Below are 19,231 nucleotides of genomic sequence, written 5' to 3'. Positions count from 1 at the left end.
AATTTTCAAGCTAGACATTAAATTATCCAAAAATTTCAGCCTCTGTATTTCCAGAGGCAACAGATTCTAATTTTTTGGCATCAACAATCGTCATCTTGCCACCCCGACTATAAGCAACCACCGACTTCAAACTTTTCACTAAACGCACACATTCCTCGTATGTAATCCCTATGCTGCGGGCGATGCGATAATATGGCAATTTAACTTTTAATATCTCTCCCTTTTGACTCGATTCTGTTCCATATTCCGCAGCAAAATATAGAATTAACCTCGCTAGCCTGACAACTGCTCTTTCAGAAACTAATCCATGAACAGTTTCATGCAATTGCTGAATCCGATGATTTAAAACCATCAACATTCGCAGCGCAATATCAGGATTCTTGCCAATAGCATTGAGTAAAGCATCTCTTTCTACCGTGAGAATTTCGCAATCAGTTTCAGCTGTGACTGTAGCAGGAGAAATACCATTACCCAAAAGTGCAGGTGCTGCAAAAATTTCCCCAGTATCAAGCATACGCAGAATCGTTTCTTTGCCTGTGTTTGCAGTTTTGGTAATTTGGATTGTGCCACTGACTACAGCATATAGTTTTGCTGGCAAGCGATCGCCTTCATGCAGAATAATCTCTCCTTGCTTGTAGCGTTGCACTTGGGTGTGAGGTTGCAGGCTGATTTTGTCTGAAGGTTCTAAACCTGCAAACACGATAATTTGTGATAGTTGTTCAATGCTTGCCTGCATAGTTCACCGTGAAATGGTATTAGTCAGGGTTTGAATCGGACGTGCGATCGCTCGACTAGTAGAAATAACTAGAACAATTAATATGAATTAATTTGTCAATTAGTTCTATAATTACCAAATTTTACACAGTCTCAATCAGGGTATAGATATTTAGGAAGATGTCAGTAGTGTTGTTTGTCATCTAGGTTGGAAAAGTTGAATATTGGCAAAAGAATTACATGATTTATTTAATTTCTGAACCTCAACCCAACGAACCACCAATTCCTAACCCAGAACCAAATCCTGTACCCCCAACTGAACCCACACCAGGGCCAACAGTTCCCCAACCCATACCAGATCCAGTTCCTGAAACCGTACCAGCACCCATACCACAAACCGTACCCGGTCCCATTCCTCAAACAGTTCCAGGAACAATACCGCAAACAATCCCCTAACCTGTTTAAAATTGATTTCGTCTAGTTTCAACTTCAAATCTAAAATCTAACATGCTGAGAGCCGGGATTGTCGGACTTCCCAACGTTGGAAAATCTACGTTATTTAACGCTTTAGTTGCTAATGCCAAGGCAGAAGCTGCTAACTTCCCATTTTGTACAATAGAACCGAATGTCGGTGTTGTGGCAGTGCCAGACGAACGGTTAAATGTTTTAGGTAAGATTTCCAAGTCGGTGCAAATTATCCCGGCCCGCGTTGAGTTCGTGGATATCGCCGGTTTAGTGAAAGGTGCAAGTCAGGGTGAGGGACTCGGTAATCAATTTTTGTCTCATATTCGCGAAGTTGATGCCATTGTCCATGTAGTGCGTTGTTTTGAAAATGATGACATTATTCACGTTGCTGGTTCAGTAGACCCCGCGCGGGATATTGAGACAATTAATTTGGAACTAGGTTTAGCTGATTTAGCCCAAATCGAACGCCGCATTGAACGCACTAAAAAACAAGCTCGTACCAGCAAAGAAGCACAATTTGAACTAACAGTATTGGAAAAATTAGCTGCGGCATTAAATGAAGGTAAATCAGTACGGCAAATTAGTTTAACAGAAGAAGAAACAGCAGTTATTAAACTATTAGGTTTACTGACATCAAAACCAATAATTTATGCTGCCAACGTCTCTGAAGATGAATTAGCAACAGGTAATGAATTCGTCGAAAAAGTCAGACAAATTGCCGCAACAGAAAATGCTCAAGTTGTTGTCGTTTCGGCACAAGTAGAAGCAGAATTAATCGAATTATCAGAGGAAGAAAGAGCAGATTTTCTCGCATCTTTAGGTGTAGAAGAAGGTGGTTTGAAATCACTCATTCGTGCCACTTACACACTCTTAGGATTACGTACTTATTTCACCTCTGGTGAAAAAGAAACCCGCGCTTGGACAATTAAAGCCGGAATGCTAGCACCGCAAGCAGCAGGCGTAATTCACAGCGATTTTGAACGTGGATTTATTCGTGCTGAAACAGTTGCTTACGATGATTTAGTCGCAGCTGGTTCTATGACTGCTGCAAAGGAAAAAGGCTTAGTTCGCAGCGAAGGAAAAGATTACGTCGTCAAGGAAGGTGACGTGATGCTGTTCAGATTTAATGTGTAAATAATTAAAAGTTTGTAGTGAGGACTTTAGTCCTCAAAAAAGGCCTAGAGTAACTTACTACGAACTTATTTCAATAATTTTACGTTACTGATTGTTCTGGATGATGGTTATAAGGTCATCGTTGTCAAGATCCACAGGATTAGGATAGTTTGCATCCCAGCAGCCAGTTGAGGCAGTAGAGGAGGCACAAAGCTGAACCATATAAGCACGGGCATTGCATTCTCTACGCCCCATAATAAGTTCAGGGTTCTGTGGATCGGCATCATGCATATTCATAATGGTATTGCAGATTTGAAGCGTATCAAGCGTCGCCTCACTAGCCTGTGCATCTGCTCTTTGTGTAAAGTTTAAAAGGAGAAGCGAAATCATGGGCAACATTGCCACAAAACTGACAAGTGATTTTTTCATGACACTAAATTCTAAGTAGTAGTTCACACATTGATTTTGATAGGTTGGCCAGATCCCCGACTTTTTAAAAAAGTCGGGGATCTGGCCAAACGTTCGCTAAACAAACAGCTCCAGAATCATTAAAAAACATCTACCTGATGAAATCGGTTTTCAATTGGGTGGTATTTCGGACGATCGCCCAAGCCATGATTGAATTAGCAGGTAATCTCAGCAATCAGTTAGCGATGCCCTTGTTGGCGATCACTCAGCATGTCTACAAGCAGACAAATACTACATGATAGAGTCAAAACACCTTATGCCTTAATTAATTGTTCTAAAGCTTGATGCAGTTCTTTTGTCAACTCAGTCACCCCAACTCTTGCTGCATGGCGATCGCTTTGAGATTTTGCCCAGCGTTCTGTAACTGATATTGGTTCACCAACTGTAATTAGTGCTTGTCGCCAACCCAAACGGGGACGTCCTGGTAGTTTTGTGTTATTTCTGATTCGGGCAATCATATCAAATATTAGTAGCGCTGTCTCTGCAAACCTTTCTGGAGTAGGTTTTTCCTTGACATAAGTCCCCGTAACTGCTACAAAAGTTTCTACCAACCGCATATGTCGCATTCGCAGTTCTGCTTCTGCTGCTACCCAGTCCGCTAATCCTCGTTGGAAGGGTGGTAAAGCGTTAATATCTGACACGTCTTCTCTGTAAATATAACTCCAACCAGCTTCTTCCAAACGGCGACAACGGTCAATAAAATTTCCTTGTGGTTGTAGTTTAAAATATTGCTCAGCAACTTTTAAAGCTGTATCTTGTAAGCGATGCAGTCTCGCCATTAACATCTCATTAGCATTGCCCCTAGTCTCAACATCATGATCAATTGCAGCGAGATGTTGATAATAAAAACGTTGATAAAATCCTTCCATCTCTGTTAAAAGGTGTTCCGCTAGCCGCAACAGACGTGGATAGTGTATCTCTTCTGGGTTAGCGATCTCAGATGTGCCAATAGTCTGTACTGGTAAACCACAATCAGCTTCTAGTTTACTCAACAGCCAATCCAGTTTTGCCCAAGGTGGTTTCACATAACTATACTGAAGTGCGATCGGTACAATCAAAACTTCTTCGGAACGGTTGGCTTTATGCAAATCTTCTACACACCAAAACCCAAATTGAGCAACACCAGGTTCTAAAGGGCTAACAATACCACTGTGTCCATTGGTAGCACCTTCGGGAGCTACTGCGATCGGCATTTTAGCGTTAGCAAACAAATTTCGGGCATTTTGAATACCTAGCTTGTCGAGTCGCTTACCCCGGCGAATGGGAGTTCCCCCTAAATTTGAGAAAAACCAGCCTAGCCAGTCTCCCGCCCACAATAACATTCCCCGTTCATAAATGAAGTGTGAATGAATTGGGTATTGCAAGGGAATTCCTTGCTGACGTGCAACCCGTGGCACTGCTCTGGAAAGCAGGTATAACATACACAGGGGATCGTCTACCTCTGGATGTCGAAATGCCATCAAAAAGCGAATTTTGCCAGCTTGGAATTGTTGATATAACTCGGCTAAAATTTCTGCATTCTTGACTTGAATGCGCGAAATTCCAGCTGGCAACCACCGCCTTAGCCGAAACCGTAGCAAAATAGGCAGTAACCACTGGGCGAGACGGAGTACAACAGGGTTGAAGCGTTGTGGAATAAACTCCAACCGTGACTGGGCATGTTGCATGGAATCAGGCAAGGTTGCTCTCCATTTAACAGTTATCAGTTGTTAGTTCTCGGTTACCAGTTTGATCACTGTTGCTGGTACTTTTGACTAACTTAATAACGTTAGCGAATATAGGGACTAGAAAATAGGCTTTAGGGTGTAAGGATGTAGGAAACTTTACAAAAATACAGATGCGCTATGCGATCGCACAGCACATCCATAAATTTTAAATTAATTTTGAAAATCAGTTTGCTAACAAGCCGATTAAATTACCCCCTTTATTCTCTAGTCTGCGTAAGAGACTCCCTTTGTGTAGCCGCGACTTGCAGTCGCCAGAAAAAAGAGTGGTTCTGAAGGCAAATGTAGTACTACAAGGAAAATTCTGCTTTCTCAACTACACCGCCTGTATCCAAAACTAGAGAAATATGAAAAAATATAAATAGCTATATGGTTATTTAGAGAATAATAGTTAAATGATTTTGGTAGAAATCAAGATGGCTTGGGTCTGCATCGGTGTTGTGATCAGCTGGCGGTGATGATGCAGATCCTTTCCTAAACCTGAATAACGATTCTTCAACGCTGGCGTTGACAGTGAACTGATAGGTATCAGCTTGCGTTTTGAGATGAAGGAACAAACCGATGAGTAGCAATTTAGCGATTAAGCTTCGTACCGGAACCCAAAAATCCCATACAGCAGCAGAAAACGTGGGGTTCATGAAGTGTTTTCTCAAAGGGGTTGTAGATAGAGACTGCTTTGCCAAGTTTTTAGGTAACTTGTATTACGTCTACAGCCAACTGGAAGCCGAGATAGAAAAACACCAAGATCATGCCATAGTCGGCAGCATTTATTTCCCAGAACTAAATCGCCAAGCTGCTTTAGAGAAAGATATGGAATTTTACTACGGTAAAGACTGGCGATCGCACGTCAAAATATCTCCCGTCGCCCAGAATTATATCGCTCGAATTCAAGAAGTATCTGCAACAGCACCTGAGTTACTGATTGGACACGCATATACCCGCTACATGGGCGATCTTTCCGGGGGTCAGATGTTACAGAAAATTGCTCAGTCAGTCTTAAAGCTAGAAGATTATCAAGGTACGTCTTTTTATAACTTTGACCAAATTCCTGACAAAAAGGCTTTTAAAGACAAGTATCGTCAGGCATTAAACACATTAAATGTTGATGATTCCACAGCAGAAAAAATTGTCGCAGAAGCAAATAATGCCTTCAGTTTCAATATGAAAATGGCTCAAGAACTAGAAGGAAATTTAATTCAAGCAATTGGTCAGCTATTATTTAATTCCCTAACTCGTAGTCATAACACTGGTAGCACGGAAGCCGCTGCTGCTAATTAGGGGTGTAGGAAAATAAGGGTGTAAGGGGGTAAGGGATGAATTAAATTCCTACATCTTCATATTTCACCTACACCCCCACACCCCTACACCTATATACTCATATACCCTTATTCACTGGAAAAATTCAATGGTTTTGCAAATTCCTGGTGTGAAGTTCGATATAGATATCATCAAAAAATACGATATTCCCACACCTAGATACACTAGTTATCCACCCGCTACAGAACTGAATGAAGCTTTTACAGCATCTGAATTTGAAGAAGCGATCGCTGCTTCAAATCAAAGAAAAACGCCTCTGTCTTTGTACTTTCATATTCCCTTTTGTCAGAGTGCTTGCTATTTTTGTGGCTGCAATGTAGTGATTTCTCATAACAAGAATATTGCCAAACCTTATCTAGAATATCTGGGTCGAGAAATCAAACATACAGCATCTTTGATTGATACAGATAGAAAAGTAGTGCAGATACACTGGGGTGGAGGAACCCCAAACTACTTAAGTTTAGAACAGGTAGAAAAACTGTGGAACAATATTACTCGCCACTTTCACCTTGATCCACAAGCAGAAATCTCCCTCGAAATAAATCCCCGCTACGTTGATAAAGACTACATTTTCTTTCTCAAAGAGATTGGCTTCAACCGTATTAGTTTTGGTATTCAGGATTTTAATCCCCAAGTGCAAGCGGCTATTAATCGCGTCCAGCCAGAGAAAGCACTATTTGAAGTCATGGACTGGATTAGAGAAGCAGGGTTTCAAAGTGTGAATGTAGACTTAATTTATGGTCTACCATATCAAACTTACCAGAGCTTTCACGAAACAATTAAAAAGACTATAGAGTTAGATCCGGATCGTATAGCAGTATTTAACTTTGCTTATGTTCCCTGGATAAAACCAGCGCAGAAAAAAATTGCCAAGGATGCACTACCAGCAGCACAGGAGAAATTAGAGATTTTGAAAATGACTATTGAAGAGTTAACTAATAGTCAATATCTCTTCATTGGCATGGATCATTTTGCCAAACCCCATGATGAATTAGCGATCGCTCAACGCAACTACACATTGAAGCGTAACTTCCAAGGTTATACTACTTGGGGGCAAGCAGAACTTTTTGGTTTTGGTGCGACATCGGTCAGTATGCTAGAAGATGCCTATGCCCAGAACCACAAGCGCTTGAGTGATTATTATCAGCTAATTGATGCGGGTGTTTTACCCATTGCTAAAGGTATTAAGTTAACTGGGGATGATATTCTCAGACGGGATGTGATTATGCGGCTGATGTCTCATGCCAAACTGCATAAGCCAGACATTGAGAATAAATATCATATCTGTTTTGATGAGTATTTTGCCAAAGAATTAGCAGCATTAAAAGTTTTAGAATCTGATGGGCTAGTTAGCTTATCAAAGAAGGAGATTGGTATTACAGAAATTGGCAGATTATTGGTGAGAAATATTGCTGTTAATTTTGATGCTCATCGAAATATACAAGAGCAAAAGTTTTCACGGGCGATTTAATCCTTAATGGTATTTTGTTTCAGGCGATTGGAAATCGCAACCGCTCTGTTCTGTCTTGCGTGATCACACTCTATAATGCTGCTACTAGTTCACCAAATTGATTTTGATAGGTGGACTTAGATCCCCGACTTTTTTTAAAAGTCGGGGATCTGACGCCTCGCAAAGAATTAAAACTTATGTGGTCGAGTACTATTAACTGGTTGATTCTTCGTACTTTTGTGATTAATCTGCTGCGACTGAGGGTTTATCTCTACATTGACTCAAAAATAAAAAATGCCCCAGAGTTTTCTCTAGGGCTTAACCAGGGTGCATCTACCATTCATCTCTACTAGATAGGGAGAGTCGATCCGGAAAGATACTGAGAAAATCTCAAAAAAATTTTTTTATTAATTATCTAATTTTTTTATGCGTAATAACTCTAAGGAAGTAGATAAAAAAAATCACTTAAATTCATTAAATTCATGTGTGTACATAGTAGGAGCAGGGCCTGGAGATCCTGAACTAATAACTATTAAGGCGCAAAAAATCTTGATGGCTGCTGATGTAATTTTATTTGCTGATTCTTTAGTGCCTCCACAAATTTTACAATTCTGTCGCCAAGATGCAGAAATTATTCCAACTGCGAATAAGACTTTAGAAGAAATTCTGCCACTGATGATACAAAGGGTGCGATCGCACCAGTCTGTTGTCCGTCTTCATTCTGGTGATCCCAGCCTCTATAGTGCGATTCACGAACAAATGCAGCTTTTGGCAGAGGCGGAAATTCCTTTTGAAGTTGTACCAGGTATTAGCGCTTTTCAAGCCGCTGCTGCCAAACTCAAAGTCGAACTCACTGTTCCTGGTTTGGTACAAACAATCATCCTGACGCGCATCAGCGGACGCACAGAAGTTCCTGCAAAAGAAGAATTAGCTTCCCTTGCTTCCCATCAAGCTAGTTTGTGCCTTTATCTGGGCGCGCGTCATATCGAAGCAGCCCAAGCCAAATTACAAGAACATTACCCACCTGAAACCCCTGTGGCAATTTGTTATCGTCTGGGCTGGGCTGATGAGAAGATTTTGGTAGTTACCCTTGACAAAATGGCTGATTGTACCCATCAAGAAAATTTAACCCGTACCACACTGTATGTGATCAGCCCTGCACTCAAAGAAAGTACAGGGCGATCGCGCCTATATCATCCCGAACATACTCATATGTTTCGTCCCCAAGAATGATTGTCTTTCTTCTTGAAAAGATAACTGTACTACAGTTGCTCCTGTTCGTTACACTTAGCAATGTAGAAAAAATATTAGGTAGATTAACTCATGCTTGACGAACAGGCAAAAAAAACGATGCTGTTGAAAATACCCCACGGACTCTACATCTGTGGTGTTAAAGATGGGGAAGAAATTAACGGTTTCACAGCTAGCTGGTTAATGCAGGCTTCATTTAAACCACCGTTGATTGTAAATTGTGTGAATCAAAATTCTATTTCTCATCACATGATTAAAAACAGTGGAGTATTTGCCATTAGCTTCTTGGAAGAAGGACAAAAAGACATGGCACAAAAGTTCTTCAAGCAGATGCGTCGCGTTGGAAATAAATTTGAAGATGTAGAATTTTATCTCGGCGAAACAGGTTGTCCGATTATTTCCGAGTCTTTGGGATATGTTGAGTGTCAAGTTGTCGATGCAGTGATGAAAGGTGATCACACTGTATTTGTGGGTGAAGTGATAGCTGCTGGTGTTCACCGTGAAGGTAAACAACTACGACTGGAAACAACAGGTTGGCAGTATGGTGGTTAGTTGTTGTACCAGACGTGCCATGGCACGTCTGTACAGTGGTTAGTAGTTAGTGGTTAGTAGTTTATAGAAAAAATCAACAACCAACAACCAACAATCAACAATCAACAATCAACAACCAACACTCAACAATCAACAATCAACTAAAAAAGTTATGCCTTTGATCAAAGTTCAAACTTCTGTCTCTGCATCTGAAAAAGCAGAAATTGAAGCTATGCTCAAAAATCTCTCAGTAAAGTTAGCTAAGCACACTGGCAAACCAGAATCTTATGTGATGACAGCTTTTGAATCCGGAATTCCGATGACATTTGCTGGTAATATAGACCCAGTGTGCTATATAGAAATTAAAAGTGTGGGTACAATGAAACCAGAGCAAACCCAAGCGATGAGTCAAGATTTTTGCCAAGAAATTAATCAGGCACTTGGTGTACCTAAAAATCGCATTTACATTGAATTTAACGATGCCAAAGGTTATATGTGGGGCTGGAATAGTACAACTTTTGGCTAGTTTTTTCTTATCTACTGATTTGTACTCAATGTGCTACCACATTTGAAAGAAATTTCCCATAGCTAATTGAAATTGCTACAAGATGTTAAATTAACCGGGTTTTTCAAGTTATTTCTCCAAAACTCGGTTTTTGTCTTTATAAGTTCGCTACTTGACGCTAGTTACTTACTTTCAACTTTCAGCTTGAGATAGCATAGATATGCCAGCGTCAAATTGTAATTAATTATGTCTGCTACGTCTGTTTTGTCTCAGGTTGAGTCACCCACTCGAAAAATAACTATTCCTCCGTTGCTGGGTGCTTCTGTAACGGAGTTAACTGCTTGGGTGCAGCAACAGGGACAACCAGGTTATCGAGGTAAGCAGCTGCATGATTGGATCTATAACAAGGGAGTAAGATCGCTTGCTGATATTTCTGTGTTCCCTAAACAATGGCGTGCAGAAGTTGCAGAAATTCCTATAGGGCGTTCTACTATACATTACCGTTCGGTTGCCCCTGATGGCACTGTTAAGTATCTTTTAAAACTTGCCGATGGATTTATTATTGAGACTGTCGGTATTCCTACAGAAAAGCGTCTGACGGTTTGTGTTTCTACGCAAGTAGGTTGCCCGATGGCGTGTGATTTCTGTGCTACTGGTAAAGGTGGTTACAAGCGCAATTTGGCACGTCATGAAATTGTCGATCAAGTGCTGACAGTTCAAGAAGATTTTCAGCAACGGGTTAGCAATATTGTATTTATGGGTATGGGCGAACCCTTGCTAAATACAGATAATGTCCTGGCTGCGATCCAATCTCTAAATCAAGATGTGGGTATTGGGCAGCGTAACATCACTGTTTCGACTGTGGGAATACGCGATCGCATCCGTCAGTTTGCCCAAAATCAACTGCAAGTTACTCTGGCGGTGAGTCTACACGCACCTAATCAAACATTACGAGAAAAACTCATTCCTAGCGCCCGTCCCTACAAAATAGACGATTTACTCACCGAATGTCGCGAGTATGTCGAGATCACAGGGCGGCGAGTATCTTTTGAATATATTCTGCTTGCTGGTGTTAACGACTTGCCAGAACACGCTGCTGAGTTAGCAAAAAGACTGCGGGGATTCCAAAGTCACGTCAATTTAATCCCCTACAACCCGATTTCTGAAGTTGACTACCAACGCCCTAATCGCGATCGTATTCAAGCCTTCGTCCAAGTCCTCAAACAACATCATATCGCCGTTAGCGTACGCTACTCTCGTGGTTTAGAAGCAGATGCTGCTTGCGGACAATTACGGGCAAATAAGGAGTAGTTTTGGTTGATGGTTGATGGTTGCTTGTTCCAAACAACAAACAACAACCAACAATCAACAAACAACCACTAACTTAATTACCGACGTGCATAAATTCCAGGGGCATAAGCTTCAATTACTTTCCCTGTGAGGGTGCAACATACCATTAAGTAGTCGCAGTTTTGGCATTGCGTCCGCGTTAATTGGCTATCCGAAATATAATGTCTTTCACCTTCACTGCCACAGTTTGGACAGTGAATTTTTTGTACTGTCTGCATTTGATAACCCCTGGCTATACTCATAACTTGTTTGTTTGTAAAAGCTGTGAATTTATGAATTTCACTAATTTTTTTAGTTTGACATTTTTGACAAAAATCAAATTTTTCTTTTTGCGCTCAATATCAAACTAATCTATAAAAGTTTGATATTTGATATTTTTTTATTATCTTAATATTTAGACTCTATAACCATCCTACTTTGGATATAAAAGTTATTTTTATTTTTTAGCTTCTTATAGATTCGGTGATCCCCGGGTGTTATGGCTTGAAAGTTATAGCTTTATGCTAGTGGCGTTTCTTATATGTCAGTGAAAACTTGGATAAAGGGAAGAAAAATAAAAATTTGAATAATTAAGCCAGTCCACACTTAACTGTGACTTATCTATCTGGCACTAAATGATAGTAGTCATTATGTTTCGGGGTTTATGTGTTTGTCTAGACTTTCCTACCCCAAGAAATAGTCTATAGATTATAGATTCCCCATGAAATGCTTTTGTAAAAAGTAGCGTGAGTCACAAAAAGACAAAAAATTAACACTTTATTAGTTCTAGTAACAGAGTGTTAATTTTTAGCTATTGTCTATTTTTTGTTGCTCTTGAAGCTGTGATTAAACTTCCTTGACAAAATTTAAGGAAATATTTCGATTAATAGATGAACACCATTGATAGCATTTGCTAATCTAATAATTAGTAATGGGTAATGGGTAATGGGTAATAGACAATGGGTGTCTCCATTTGTCAATTACCCGTCATTTCTTGTTCCCTCAATGAACTTAGGAGTGGAAGAGTGTAAGAGAAAATCACTTTTGTTCCACCCTTGGTAGAAAGATCTGCAACTCAAAAGGGATGAAAATAATCATAGATTTCTTGTGCTAAGCGTGGACCGATTCCGGGAACCTCAGCTAGTTGTGTCGGTGTAGCTTGCCGAATATAATCAACAGAACGAAAATGTCCCAAAAGTTGCTTCTGGCGATGGTGTCCTAAACCAGGAATTTCATCTAAACGCGATCGCTTCAATTTATCACTGCGTTGTTGACGATGAAAACTGACAGCAAATCGATGCGCCTCGTCTCGCAACCGTCGCAAAAGCTGGACTCCTGGCTGTTCTGCATCAGTAGTAAGTGGTTCAGACTCTCCTGGTAAAAAGATTTCTTCTCGCTTTTTCGCCAAACTAATCACACGCAAGTCTTCCAATAAATTCATTTCTTGCAAGACTTCTACAACCGATGATAACTGACCTTTGCCCCCATCAATCATAATTAAATCAGGCCAATCTGGATTCCCAATCCGTTGTAGTTGAGGATCTTCAGCATACTTGCGAAAGCGACGTCCTATAACTTCGGCTAAACTAGCAAAATCATCCGAGTGTCCAACAGTAACTGTGGGATTTTTTATTTTGTAATGACGGTAGTGCTGTTTTGCAGGTAAACCATCAATAAATACAACTTGAGAAGCTACCGCATTTGAACCTTGGATATGGGAAATATCGTAACCTTCGATGCGGTGGGGTAATTCGGGTAAGTCGAGGATAGCAGCTAAATCTTCCATCGCCTGTTGGTTGCGATCGCTCAATTTTTGCATTCTTTGCAATTCATACTGAGCATTTCGCTCTACCATCTCAATTAATTCTGCCTTAGTTTGGCGTTGGGGAGCTAGAATCGTCACCTTTCTACCTTTACGCTGTGTCAGCACATCTGCCAAAATATCCGGTTCTGGCAACTCGTATTGCACTAAAATCTCTGTGGGAATTTCCACCGCTTCGGCTGTTTGGTAGTGTTCTTCCAAGACGCGTTGTAAAATTGCTCCCATCAATTCCCCTTCGTTCGAGGGAGAGGAAAGGGTGGGTACTTCTGCGACGAAAGCCAAACGTCCAACTAATTTTCCAGCACGAATTTGGAATAATTGAATGCAGGCGTGCTGGGCGTCAGCTGCGAGAGCGATCGCATCACGGGAAACAGTATCATCTGGTAAGGATACTTTTTGCTCGGCACTCAGAGACTTTAACCCGTTAATTTGATCACGAAATCGCGCCGCAGCTTCAAAGTTCAACAATTGTGCTTGCTTGTGCATTTGTTCTGTGAGGATGTCGATGAGTTCACTGCTTCTTCCTTGGAACACCATCGCCACTTTTTGCACAATTTTGCGGTATTCTTCCGGGGAAATCAGCGACTGACACACACCCGGGCAGCGTCCTAAGTCAAAATTTAAGCAAGGACGATCTTTAAATAGTGGTTGGGGACGTTGACGCAAGGGAAATATCCGTTTGCAGAGGCGCAAAATCTCCCGCAGTAAGTGAGAATCTGTATAGGGGCCATAATATTTATCTTTTTGGTTACTGAGTTGGCGCTTGCGGGTGATATAAATACGTGGGTAGTCTTCTGACCAAGTGATGCAAACGTAGGGATACTTTTTATCGTCTTTCAGTAGTACGTTGAAGTATGGCAGGTGTTGCTTGATCAAGTTAGCTTCCAGTGCCAAGGCTTCAGCTTCAGTATCGGTGACGATAAATTCAATCTCTGTCACCTGCCTTACCATTGTGGCAATACGTTCGGTGAGTTTCTGTGATTCCCGAAAATAGGAACGGACACGCGATCGCAGCTTTCGTGATTTCCCTATATATATGATGCGATCGCTTCCGTCTCGCATCAAATAAACTCCCGGTTCTGGCGGAATTTCGGCTAGACGATTTTCTAGGCGTTGCGGATCTTTGATGAGTGGTAGTGTTTGAGCAGATGTTGTCACAACCAGAGATTGGTAACTTTACAATTTACCTATATTTATTTTAAGTAAAATCACTATTTTTAGCTGTGGATGTTATGCTTTGCTGCTCGTGGGGTATTTCTACAATTCGTTTACAATATCGTGTCGTAACAAGATCCCCGACTTTTCTAAAAAGTCGGGGATCTATAGGCTACAACCCCTTCAGGCGATCGCTGACAACAAAGGGATGAAAATTTGAACGAACACCGATGAACACTGATGTAGACGCGCCCAAGCGCGGCTTAAGGCAGGGTACACCGATGGATTATCGGTTTGCTGTTAAGTTAATCTCTGATCGCTATTTTCGAGACAAGTAGACAGAAAAGAATGTAAAAATACCTGTACAGACAAAGTATTTGTATGCCTATGTTGATATTAAACAAGATATTCTCGTACAAATGCTTTGCCCCTAACTAATGACTAATAACAAATGACTAATTACTAATTAACAACTTTCACTGATACACTTGAACTTTCCGCCTTCCCAACTAGTCAGCGCCTATGGTGCATATAAAAAGGGTTGAACTTACCAATTTTAAATCCTTCGGTGGCACTACCTCTGTCCCTCTGTTGCCGGGGTTTACTGTCATTTCTGGGCCTAATGGTTCCGGGAAATCAAATATTCTCGACTCGCTGCTATTTTGCTTAGGACTTGCTGGTTCTAAGGGAATGCGCGCTGATCGCTTACCGGATCTTGTCAACACCACCCAAACTAGCAAGTCTCGTGCTGCTGTCGAAGCTAGTGTGACGGTGACGTTTGATTTATCGGATCATGAACCAGATGAATTTTTAGAAGTTGAACCGATTGTTTCTACTGTCGAAGTCGACAGCTTCGATGCCGAAACCCCCGTTGCAGAGGAGTATACAGAGGGGGTGGAACAAACAGAAGATGAGAAAAATCGCAAACAAAAAATCCGCGCCATACCCGGTGGAGAATGGAGTGTCACCCGCAGACTTCGCGTTACTCCCCAAGGAACTTATACATCAAACTATTACATTAACGGTATTCCCAGTACTCTCACAGAGTTACACGAAGAATTAGAACACCTGCGCGTTTATCCAGAAGGTTACAACGTCGTTTTGCAAGGGGATGTAACTAGTATTATTTCAATGAATGCACGGGAAAGGCGCGAAATTATTGATGAGTTGGCAGGGGTGGCAGCCTTTGACCGTAAAATTAATCAAGCGAAAGACACTTTAGAAGAAGTTCGCGAAAAAGAAGACAGTTGTCGAATTATTGAGACAGAGTTAACTGCACAGTGCGATCGCCTCTCTCAAGATAAAGCCAAAGCCGAAAAATACCAAAAACTCCGCACTGAATACTTAGAAAAACAAAAGTGGGAAGCGGTTTTATCTTGGCGTACCCTGCAAAATCATCAAGAAAAGTTAGCGAACCAAATTCAAGCAGGCGATCGCACTTCCACCGAACTCACCGAACAACTTACTCACCTTAACAGCCAAATTACCCAAAAAAATATCGAACTTGAACAACTCAACGCCCGTGTGAAAGCATTGGGAGAAGAAGAACTTTTAGCAGTACAATCCACCCTCGCTAACCAAGAAGCCGAACGTAAACAACTCCAGCGTCAACAAACAGAACTAGAAACAGCATCCCAAGAAACAGCCAAGCGTCTGGTTCAAACTCAGCAAGAAATTCAACAGCACCAGCAAACAATAGAACAACTGGTGCAGCAACATAATGTAGAGACGCGCCACCTCTCGTCTCTACAACAACAACGAGATGCAACCCAACAAGAATTAGAAAATTCTCGTCAAGCAGCAGCAGAAATTGCTTCGGCTTCGAAAGCGTGGGTACAACAACAAACAGCACTCAATCGCCAAATTGAAACTTTGCTGCAAACCGTCGAACCCCAACGCACCGAACAAGCACAGCTAAGGGAACGAAACAACCAACTGCAACAGCTAATTCAAGAACAAACCCAGTTAATTCAAACTTTAGAACCACAACTTGCAGAGAAACAAACTGAGTGTAGTCGTCTAGAAACAGAATTCAACGCCTCTAGCGAACCAATTCAAGCATTAGCGGAAAATCTCACCGCCACAGAACAAGAATTACAAATTCAACAAGAAACCCAAAAGCGCCTACTACAAGAACAACGGGAAAAACAACGCCAGTTGGATAAATTAGAAGCACAAGCGCAAGCGCAACAAGAAGTCCAAGGCACGGGTGCAAGTAAAGTCATTCTACAATCAGGAATGCCTGGTATTTGTGGGATGGTTGTCAAGTTAGGACGAGTGGAACCGCGTTTTCAACTCGCTTTGGAAATTGCTGCTGGTGCGCGGTTGGGACATATTGTGGTAGAAGACGATGCGATCGCCGCCGCCGGAATTGAATTGTTAAAGCAAAAACGTGCTGGGAGAGCAACTTTTTTACCGTTAAATAAAATTCAAGCACCCAGGTTTACACCCGATGCAACCCTGCGCTTAGCTCAAGGTTTTATTGGTTATGCTGTGAATTTAGTGGAGTGTGCGCCGCGTTATCGGGATGTGTTCGCCTACGTTTTTGGCAATACGGTTGTCTTTTCCACCTTAGAACACGCTCGTAAAAATTTGGGACTTTACCGGATTGTCACCCTCGAAGGCGAATTGTTAGAAACTAGTGGTGCGATGACTGGCGGTAGTGTCTTCCAGCGTTCGGCGTTGCGGTTTGGGAGTGGCGAAGCAGCGGAATCGGAAGAAGTCTTGGCGCTGAAAAAGCGGTTGGGAGATATTGATCGAATTTTAGAACGTTGTACCGAGGCGATCGCATCTCTTTCAACTCGCGCCAAACAGCTTTCGCAAGAATTAACAGAAGCACGTCAAACCCGGCGCGAACAGCAGTTGCAACTAGAACAATTACAAAAAGAAATCAAAACCCTGACTTCGCAGTTAGAAACTACGCGATCGCAACTTAGCCAAAATACCGAAAGACTTACCACAGCTCAATCACGCTTGGAAGTTTTAGATCGGGAATTACCAAGTAAAGAGCAACAATTGCAACAACTGCGCCACGCACTGGCAGAGTTGGAAGCTTCCCAAACTCCCCAGGAATGGCAGCAAATTCAAGATGTGATCAAAGAACAAGAGCAACAATTACAACAACGGGAACAAGTATTACGGACAGCCGAACAAAACCTCAAAGACATAGAAAATCAGCAACAGCGCTTACAGGAGAAAATTCAAGCAGCAGAACAGCGTATTTTAGAATACCAAACACAACAATCCTCCTGTGGAGACGCGATGAATCGCGTCTCCACAGAAATAACCACAATTAACGAGCAAATTTCCCAGACTCGCCAGCGTTTGAGTGGAATGGAAGCGAATTTAGGGGAAGAAAAACAAAAACGCGATCGCACTGAACAGGAATTGCGTTCTGATTTGCTGCGTCAGCAACAATTAGAGTGGGAAATCCAAAAACTCCAAGAAACCCAGCAAACGCGCCGGGAAGAACTAGCTAACGTGCAAGCACAACTGCAAACAGTAGCGGCGGATTTACCATCACCTTTGCCAGAAGTACCAGATAAAGTCGATTTAGAAGAATTGCAAAAAGAATTGCGATCGCTTGCCAAGCGCCTGCAAGCAATGGAACCAGTGAATATGCTGGCGTTAGAACAATACGAACGAACCCAAAAACGTTTAGAAGAACTTAGTCAAAAATTGCAAACATTGGAAGCAGAACGTACAGAATTATTGTTAAGAATTGAAAACTTTACTACTTTGCGTCAACGCGCTTTTAAAGAAGCATTCGACGCCGTAAATGAAAACTTTAAATCAATTTTTGCCACCCTTTCTGAAGGCGACGGCTATTTACAACTCGACAATCCCGAAGATCCATTTAGTAGCGGCTTAAATTTAGTTGCACACCCCAAAGGTAAACCAGTACAGCGCCTTGCTTCCATGTCTGGGGGAGAAAAATCTCTCACAGCTTTAAGCTTTATTTTTGCTCTCCAAAGGTATCGTCCCTCGCCATTTTATGCATTTGATGAAGTAGATATGTTTCTGGATGGGGCAAACGTGGAACGATTAGCTAAAATGATTAAACAACAGGCGCAACAAGCACAATTTATAGTTGTGAGTTTGCGTCGCCCGATGATAGAATCAGCCGAACGTACGATTGGCGTTACTCAAGCAAGAGGAGCTTTTACTCAAGTGTTGGGTATTAAGTTACAATCGTCTAATACGTCGGCTTGAGTTTTTGTTAATAATAGTGTATAGATAAACCGGATTCGAGATCAGGACTCGGTATAGAATGACCTCTGAACAAATAATTAGGCGTTCCGATATTTTAAATACCCAGGTAATCACCCGTGACAACGGTAAAAGGCTAGGCATAGTCAGTCAAGTCTGGGTTGATGTAGATCAGCGAGAGGTTGTGGCTCTTGGCTTACGAGACAGCCTGATCTCCGTCTCTGGCATACCGCGCTATATGTACCTCAGCAACATCAACCAAATCGGGGATGTGATTTTGGTTGATAACGAGGATGTCATCGAAGACATTGAGGTTGAGGCTTTCAGCAACCTGATTAACTGGGAAGTGATTACAGAAACAGGTGAAGTCTTAGGTAAAGTCCGGGGCTTCAAGTTCAACGGCGAGACAGGGAAGATATATTCTATCACTATCGCCTCCTTAGGACTACCCCAAATTCCTGATTCTTTCCTGAGTACCTATGAACTCTCGGTAGAAGAAATAGTCAGTACAGGTCCTAACAGGTTAATTGTATTCGAGGGTGCTGAAGAACGGGTAACTCAGCTAACAGTCGGTATTCTAGAGCGCCTGGGTATCGGTAGAGCGCCTTGGGAGCGGGAAGATGTAGAAGATTACAAGTATGCACCGCGTCAAGTTGCACCTTCCAACCAGTTACCAAGTGGAGTGCCAATAGAACCAATTAAACCTAAAGTTCGCGCTCCCGAACCTGTGGTAGAACAGGAATGGGACGAAGACTATTATGAAGAAGAACGTACTCAACGACGGGTGATGGAAGCACGATCTTACGAATCCATCCGTTACGAAGAAGAAGAGGAAGAAGACAACTGGAGTGAAGCTACGGGTAAAGATAGGTATGAAACCCAACCCTACGAACCACCCCAGCCTTACACCAGTAAATCATCATATACAGAAGAATATGATGATTACGAAGACGATCTCAAGCGCGACGCTTGGGATGATGAACCACCAAAGCCGGTAAACATTCCCAAGAAAGTCAAAGAGAAAATGCCAGAGTACGAAGAAGAAGGCGGGTATTAAATCAGTGGACAGTGGACAGTTATCAGTGAGCAAAAACTGATAACGTCCAGAATAAAAATCCCCGACTTTTGAGAAAAGTCGGGGATTTTTAGTTAGGGATTTTTTTGCAGACAAGAAGCGA

General features: G+C 41.8%; 16 protein-coding genes. 11 read left to right on the top strand and 5 right to left on the bottom strand.

Going from position 1 to position 19,231, the window contains the following annotated elements; all coding sequences use genetic code 11:
- Positions 1–22: 22 nt before the first annotated feature.
- Positions 23–736, bottom strand: coding sequence for a Crp/Fnr family transcriptional regulator (locus tag UYI_RS0107265; RefSeq protein ID WP_016866017.1), 714 nt, complete (start codon positions 734–736; stop codon positions 23–25).
- Between the two features lie 218 nt (positions 737–954).
- On the opposite strand from UYI_RS0107265, the gene UYI_RS0107260 reads away from it, so the two are divergent.
- Together UYI_RS0107260 and ychF are read left to right on the top strand one after the other, a co-directional pair.
- Positions 955–1,170, top strand: a complete 216-nt coding sequence (locus tag UYI_RS0107260; protein ID WP_016866016.1) for a hypothetical protein — start codon at positions 955–957, stop codon at positions 1,168–1,170.
- A gap of 51 nt (positions 1,171–1,221) precedes the next feature.
- Positions 1,222–2,313 (top strand): redox-regulated ATPase YchF, encoded by a 1,092-nt coding sequence (gene ychF, locus UYI_RS0107255; protein WP_016866015.1) that lies wholly within the window; start codon positions 1,222–1,224, stop codon positions 2,311–2,313.
- A gap of 84 nt (positions 2,314–2,397) precedes the next feature.
- Here the strand turns inward: ychF and UYI_RS0107250 are convergent, their stop codons facing one another.
- Positions 2,398–2,721 (bottom strand): hypothetical protein, encoded by a 324-nt coding sequence (locus tag UYI_RS0107250; protein WP_016866014.1) that lies wholly within the window; start codon positions 2,719–2,721, stop codon positions 2,398–2,400.
- Positions 2,722–2,858: 137 nt separating this feature from the next.
- Here UYI_RS0107250 and UYI_RS36580 point away from each other — a divergent pair, with 137 nt between their 5' ends.
- Positions 2,859–2,999, top strand: coding sequence for a hypothetical protein (locus UYI_RS36580; RefSeq protein ID WP_016866013.1), 141 nt, complete (start codon positions 2,859–2,861; stop codon positions 2,997–2,999).
- A gap of 15 nt (positions 3,000–3,014) precedes the next feature.
- Here UYI_RS36580 and UYI_RS0107240 read toward each other — a convergent pair whose 3' ends face one another.
- Positions 3,015–4,427 carry a 1-acyl-sn-glycerol-3-phosphate acyltransferase gene (locus UYI_RS0107240; protein ID WP_016866012.1) on the bottom strand — a complete coding sequence of 471 codons (1,413 nt, stop codon included), beginning with the start codon at positions 4,425–4,427 and terminating at the stop codon, positions 3,015–3,017.
- 618 nt (positions 4,428–5,045) lie between these two features.
- Between UYI_RS0107240 and UYI_RS0107235 the strand changes: the two genes are divergently transcribed.
- The 6 genes from UYI_RS0107235 (at position 5,046) to rlmN (ending at position 10,849) form a co-directional block, all read left to right on the top strand.
- On the top strand, positions 5,046–5,762 hold the full coding sequence (locus tag UYI_RS0107235) for a biliverdin-producing heme oxygenase (protein WP_016866011.1): 717 nt from the start codon (positions 5,046–5,048) through the stop codon (positions 5,760–5,762).
- Positions 5,763–5,889: 127 nt separating this feature from the next.
- Positions 5,890–7,272 (top strand): oxygen-independent coproporphyrinogen III oxidase, encoded by a 1,383-nt coding sequence (gene hemN / locus UYI_RS0107230; protein ID WP_016866010.1) that lies wholly within the window; start codon positions 5,890–5,892, stop codon positions 7,270–7,272.
- A gap of 405 nt (positions 7,273–7,677) precedes the next feature.
- On the top strand, positions 7,678–8,484 hold the full coding sequence (gene cobM, locus UYI_RS0107225; RefSeq protein WP_016866009.1) for a precorrin-4 C(11)-methyltransferase: 807 nt from the start codon (positions 7,678–7,680) through the stop codon (positions 8,482–8,484).
- Positions 8,485–8,574: 90 nt separating this feature from the next.
- The gene (locus UYI_RS0107220; RefSeq protein ID WP_016866008.1) at positions 8,575–9,054 is read left to right on the top strand and encodes a flavin reductase family protein; all 480 of its coding nucleotides are present in this window, start codon (positions 8,575–8,577) and stop codon (positions 9,052–9,054) included.
- Between the two features lie 151 nt (positions 9,055–9,205).
- A complete protein-coding gene (locus tag UYI_RS0107215; protein ID WP_016866007.1) occupies positions 9,206–9,559 on the top strand; it encodes a phenylpyruvate tautomerase MIF-related protein in 354 nt (117 codons plus the stop codon).
- A 225-nt stretch (positions 9,560–9,784) separates the two neighbouring features.
- On the top strand, positions 9,785–10,849 hold the full coding sequence (gene rlmN, locus UYI_RS0107210) for a 23S rRNA (adenine(2503)-C(2))-methyltransferase RlmN (RefSeq protein ID WP_016866006.1): 1,065 nt from the start codon (positions 9,785–9,787) through the stop codon (positions 10,847–10,849).
- A gap of 77 nt (positions 10,850–10,926) precedes the next feature.
- Here the strand turns inward: rlmN and UYI_RS34585 are convergent, their stop codons facing one another.
- Positions 10,927–11,106, bottom strand: coding sequence for a replication restart DNA helicase PriA (locus UYI_RS34585; RefSeq protein WP_071588114.1), 180 nt, complete (start codon positions 11,104–11,106; stop codon positions 10,927–10,929).
- An 836-nt stretch (positions 11,107–11,942) separates the two neighbouring features.
- Complete coding sequence (gene uvrC / locus UYI_RS0107205) at positions 11,943–13,847, bottom strand: excinuclease ABC subunit UvrC (RefSeq protein ID WP_016866005.1); 1,905 nt, start codon at positions 13,845–13,847, stop codon at positions 11,943–11,945.
- Between the two features lie 519 nt (positions 13,848–14,366).
- Here uvrC and smc point away from each other — a divergent pair.
- Both smc and UYI_RS0107195 read left to right on the top strand, forming a co-directional pair.
- Positions 14,367–18,056: a chromosome segregation protein SMC gene (gene smc, locus UYI_RS0107200; protein WP_026085797.1), complete on the top strand. Its 3,690-nt coding sequence runs from the start codon at positions 14,367–14,369 to the stop codon at positions 18,054–18,056.
- Between the two features lie 58 nt (positions 18,057–18,114).
- Positions 18,115–19,110, top strand: coding sequence for a PRC-barrel domain-containing protein (locus UYI_RS0107195; RefSeq protein WP_016866003.1), 996 nt, complete (start codon positions 18,115–18,117; stop codon positions 19,108–19,110).
- Positions 19,111–19,231: the final 121 nt, after the last annotated feature.

The sequence above is a fragment of the Fischerella muscicola PCC 7414 genome (assembly GCF_000317205.1).
GTDB classification, from domain to species: Bacteria; Cyanobacteriota; Cyanobacteriia; order Cyanobacteriales; family Nostocaceae; genus Fischerella; species Fischerella muscicola.
The sequence above is the reverse complement of the archived record's forward strand: the minus strand, read 5'-3'. Positions and strand labels throughout refer to the sequence as shown.

Coding starts and splice junctions, on each gene's coding strand:
- UYI_RS0107195 (WP_016866003.1), top strand. CDS start 18,115: ATGACCTCTGAACAAATAATTAGGCGTTCCGATATTTTAAATACCCAG.
- UYI_RS0107240 (WP_016866012.1), bottom strand. CDS start 4,427: ATGCAACATGCCCAGTCACGGTTGGAGTTTATTCCACAACGCTTCAAC.
- UYI_RS34585 (WP_071588114.1), bottom strand. CDS start 11,106: ATGCAGACAGTACAAAAAATTCACTGTCCAAACTGTGGCAGTGAAGGT.
- rlmN (WP_016866006.1), top strand. CDS start 9,785: ATGTCTGCTACGTCTGTTTTGTCTCAGGTTGAGTCACCCACTCGAAAA.
- hemN (WP_016866010.1), top strand. CDS start 5,890: ATGGTTTTGCAAATTCCTGGTGTGAAGTTCGATATAGATATCATCAAA.
- smc (WP_026085797.1), top strand. CDS start 14,367: ATGGTGCATATAAAAAGGGTTGAACTTACCAATTTTAAATCCTTCGGT.
- UYI_RS0107265 (WP_016866017.1), bottom strand. CDS start 736: ATGCAGGCAAGCATTGAACAACTATCACAAATTATCGTGTTTGCAGGT.
- cobM (WP_016866009.1), top strand. CDS start 7,678: ATGCGTAATAACTCTAAGGAAGTAGATAAAAAAAATCACTTAAATTCA.
- ychF (WP_016866015.1), top strand. CDS start 1,222: ATGCTGAGAGCCGGGATTGTCGGACTTCCCAACGTTGGAAAATCTACG.
- UYI_RS0107220 (WP_016866008.1), top strand. CDS start 8,575: ATGCTTGACGAACAGGCAAAAAAAACGATGCTGTTGAAAATACCCCAC.
- UYI_RS0107235 (WP_016866011.1), top strand. CDS start 5,046: ATGAGTAGCAATTTAGCGATTAAGCTTCGTACCGGAACCCAAAAATCC.
- UYI_RS0107250 (WP_016866014.1), bottom strand. CDS start 2,721: ATGAAAAAATCACTTGTCAGTTTTGTGGCAATGTTGCCCATGATTTCG.
- UYI_RS36580 (WP_016866013.1), top strand. CDS start 2,859: ATGAAATCGGTTTTCAATTGGGTGGTATTTCGGACGATCGCCCAAGCC.
- UYI_RS0107215 (WP_016866007.1), top strand. CDS start 9,206: ATGCCTTTGATCAAAGTTCAAACTTCTGTCTCTGCATCTGAAAAAGCA.
- UYI_RS0107260 (WP_016866016.1), top strand. CDS start 955: ATGATTTATTTAATTTCTGAACCTCAACCCAACGAACCACCAATTCCT.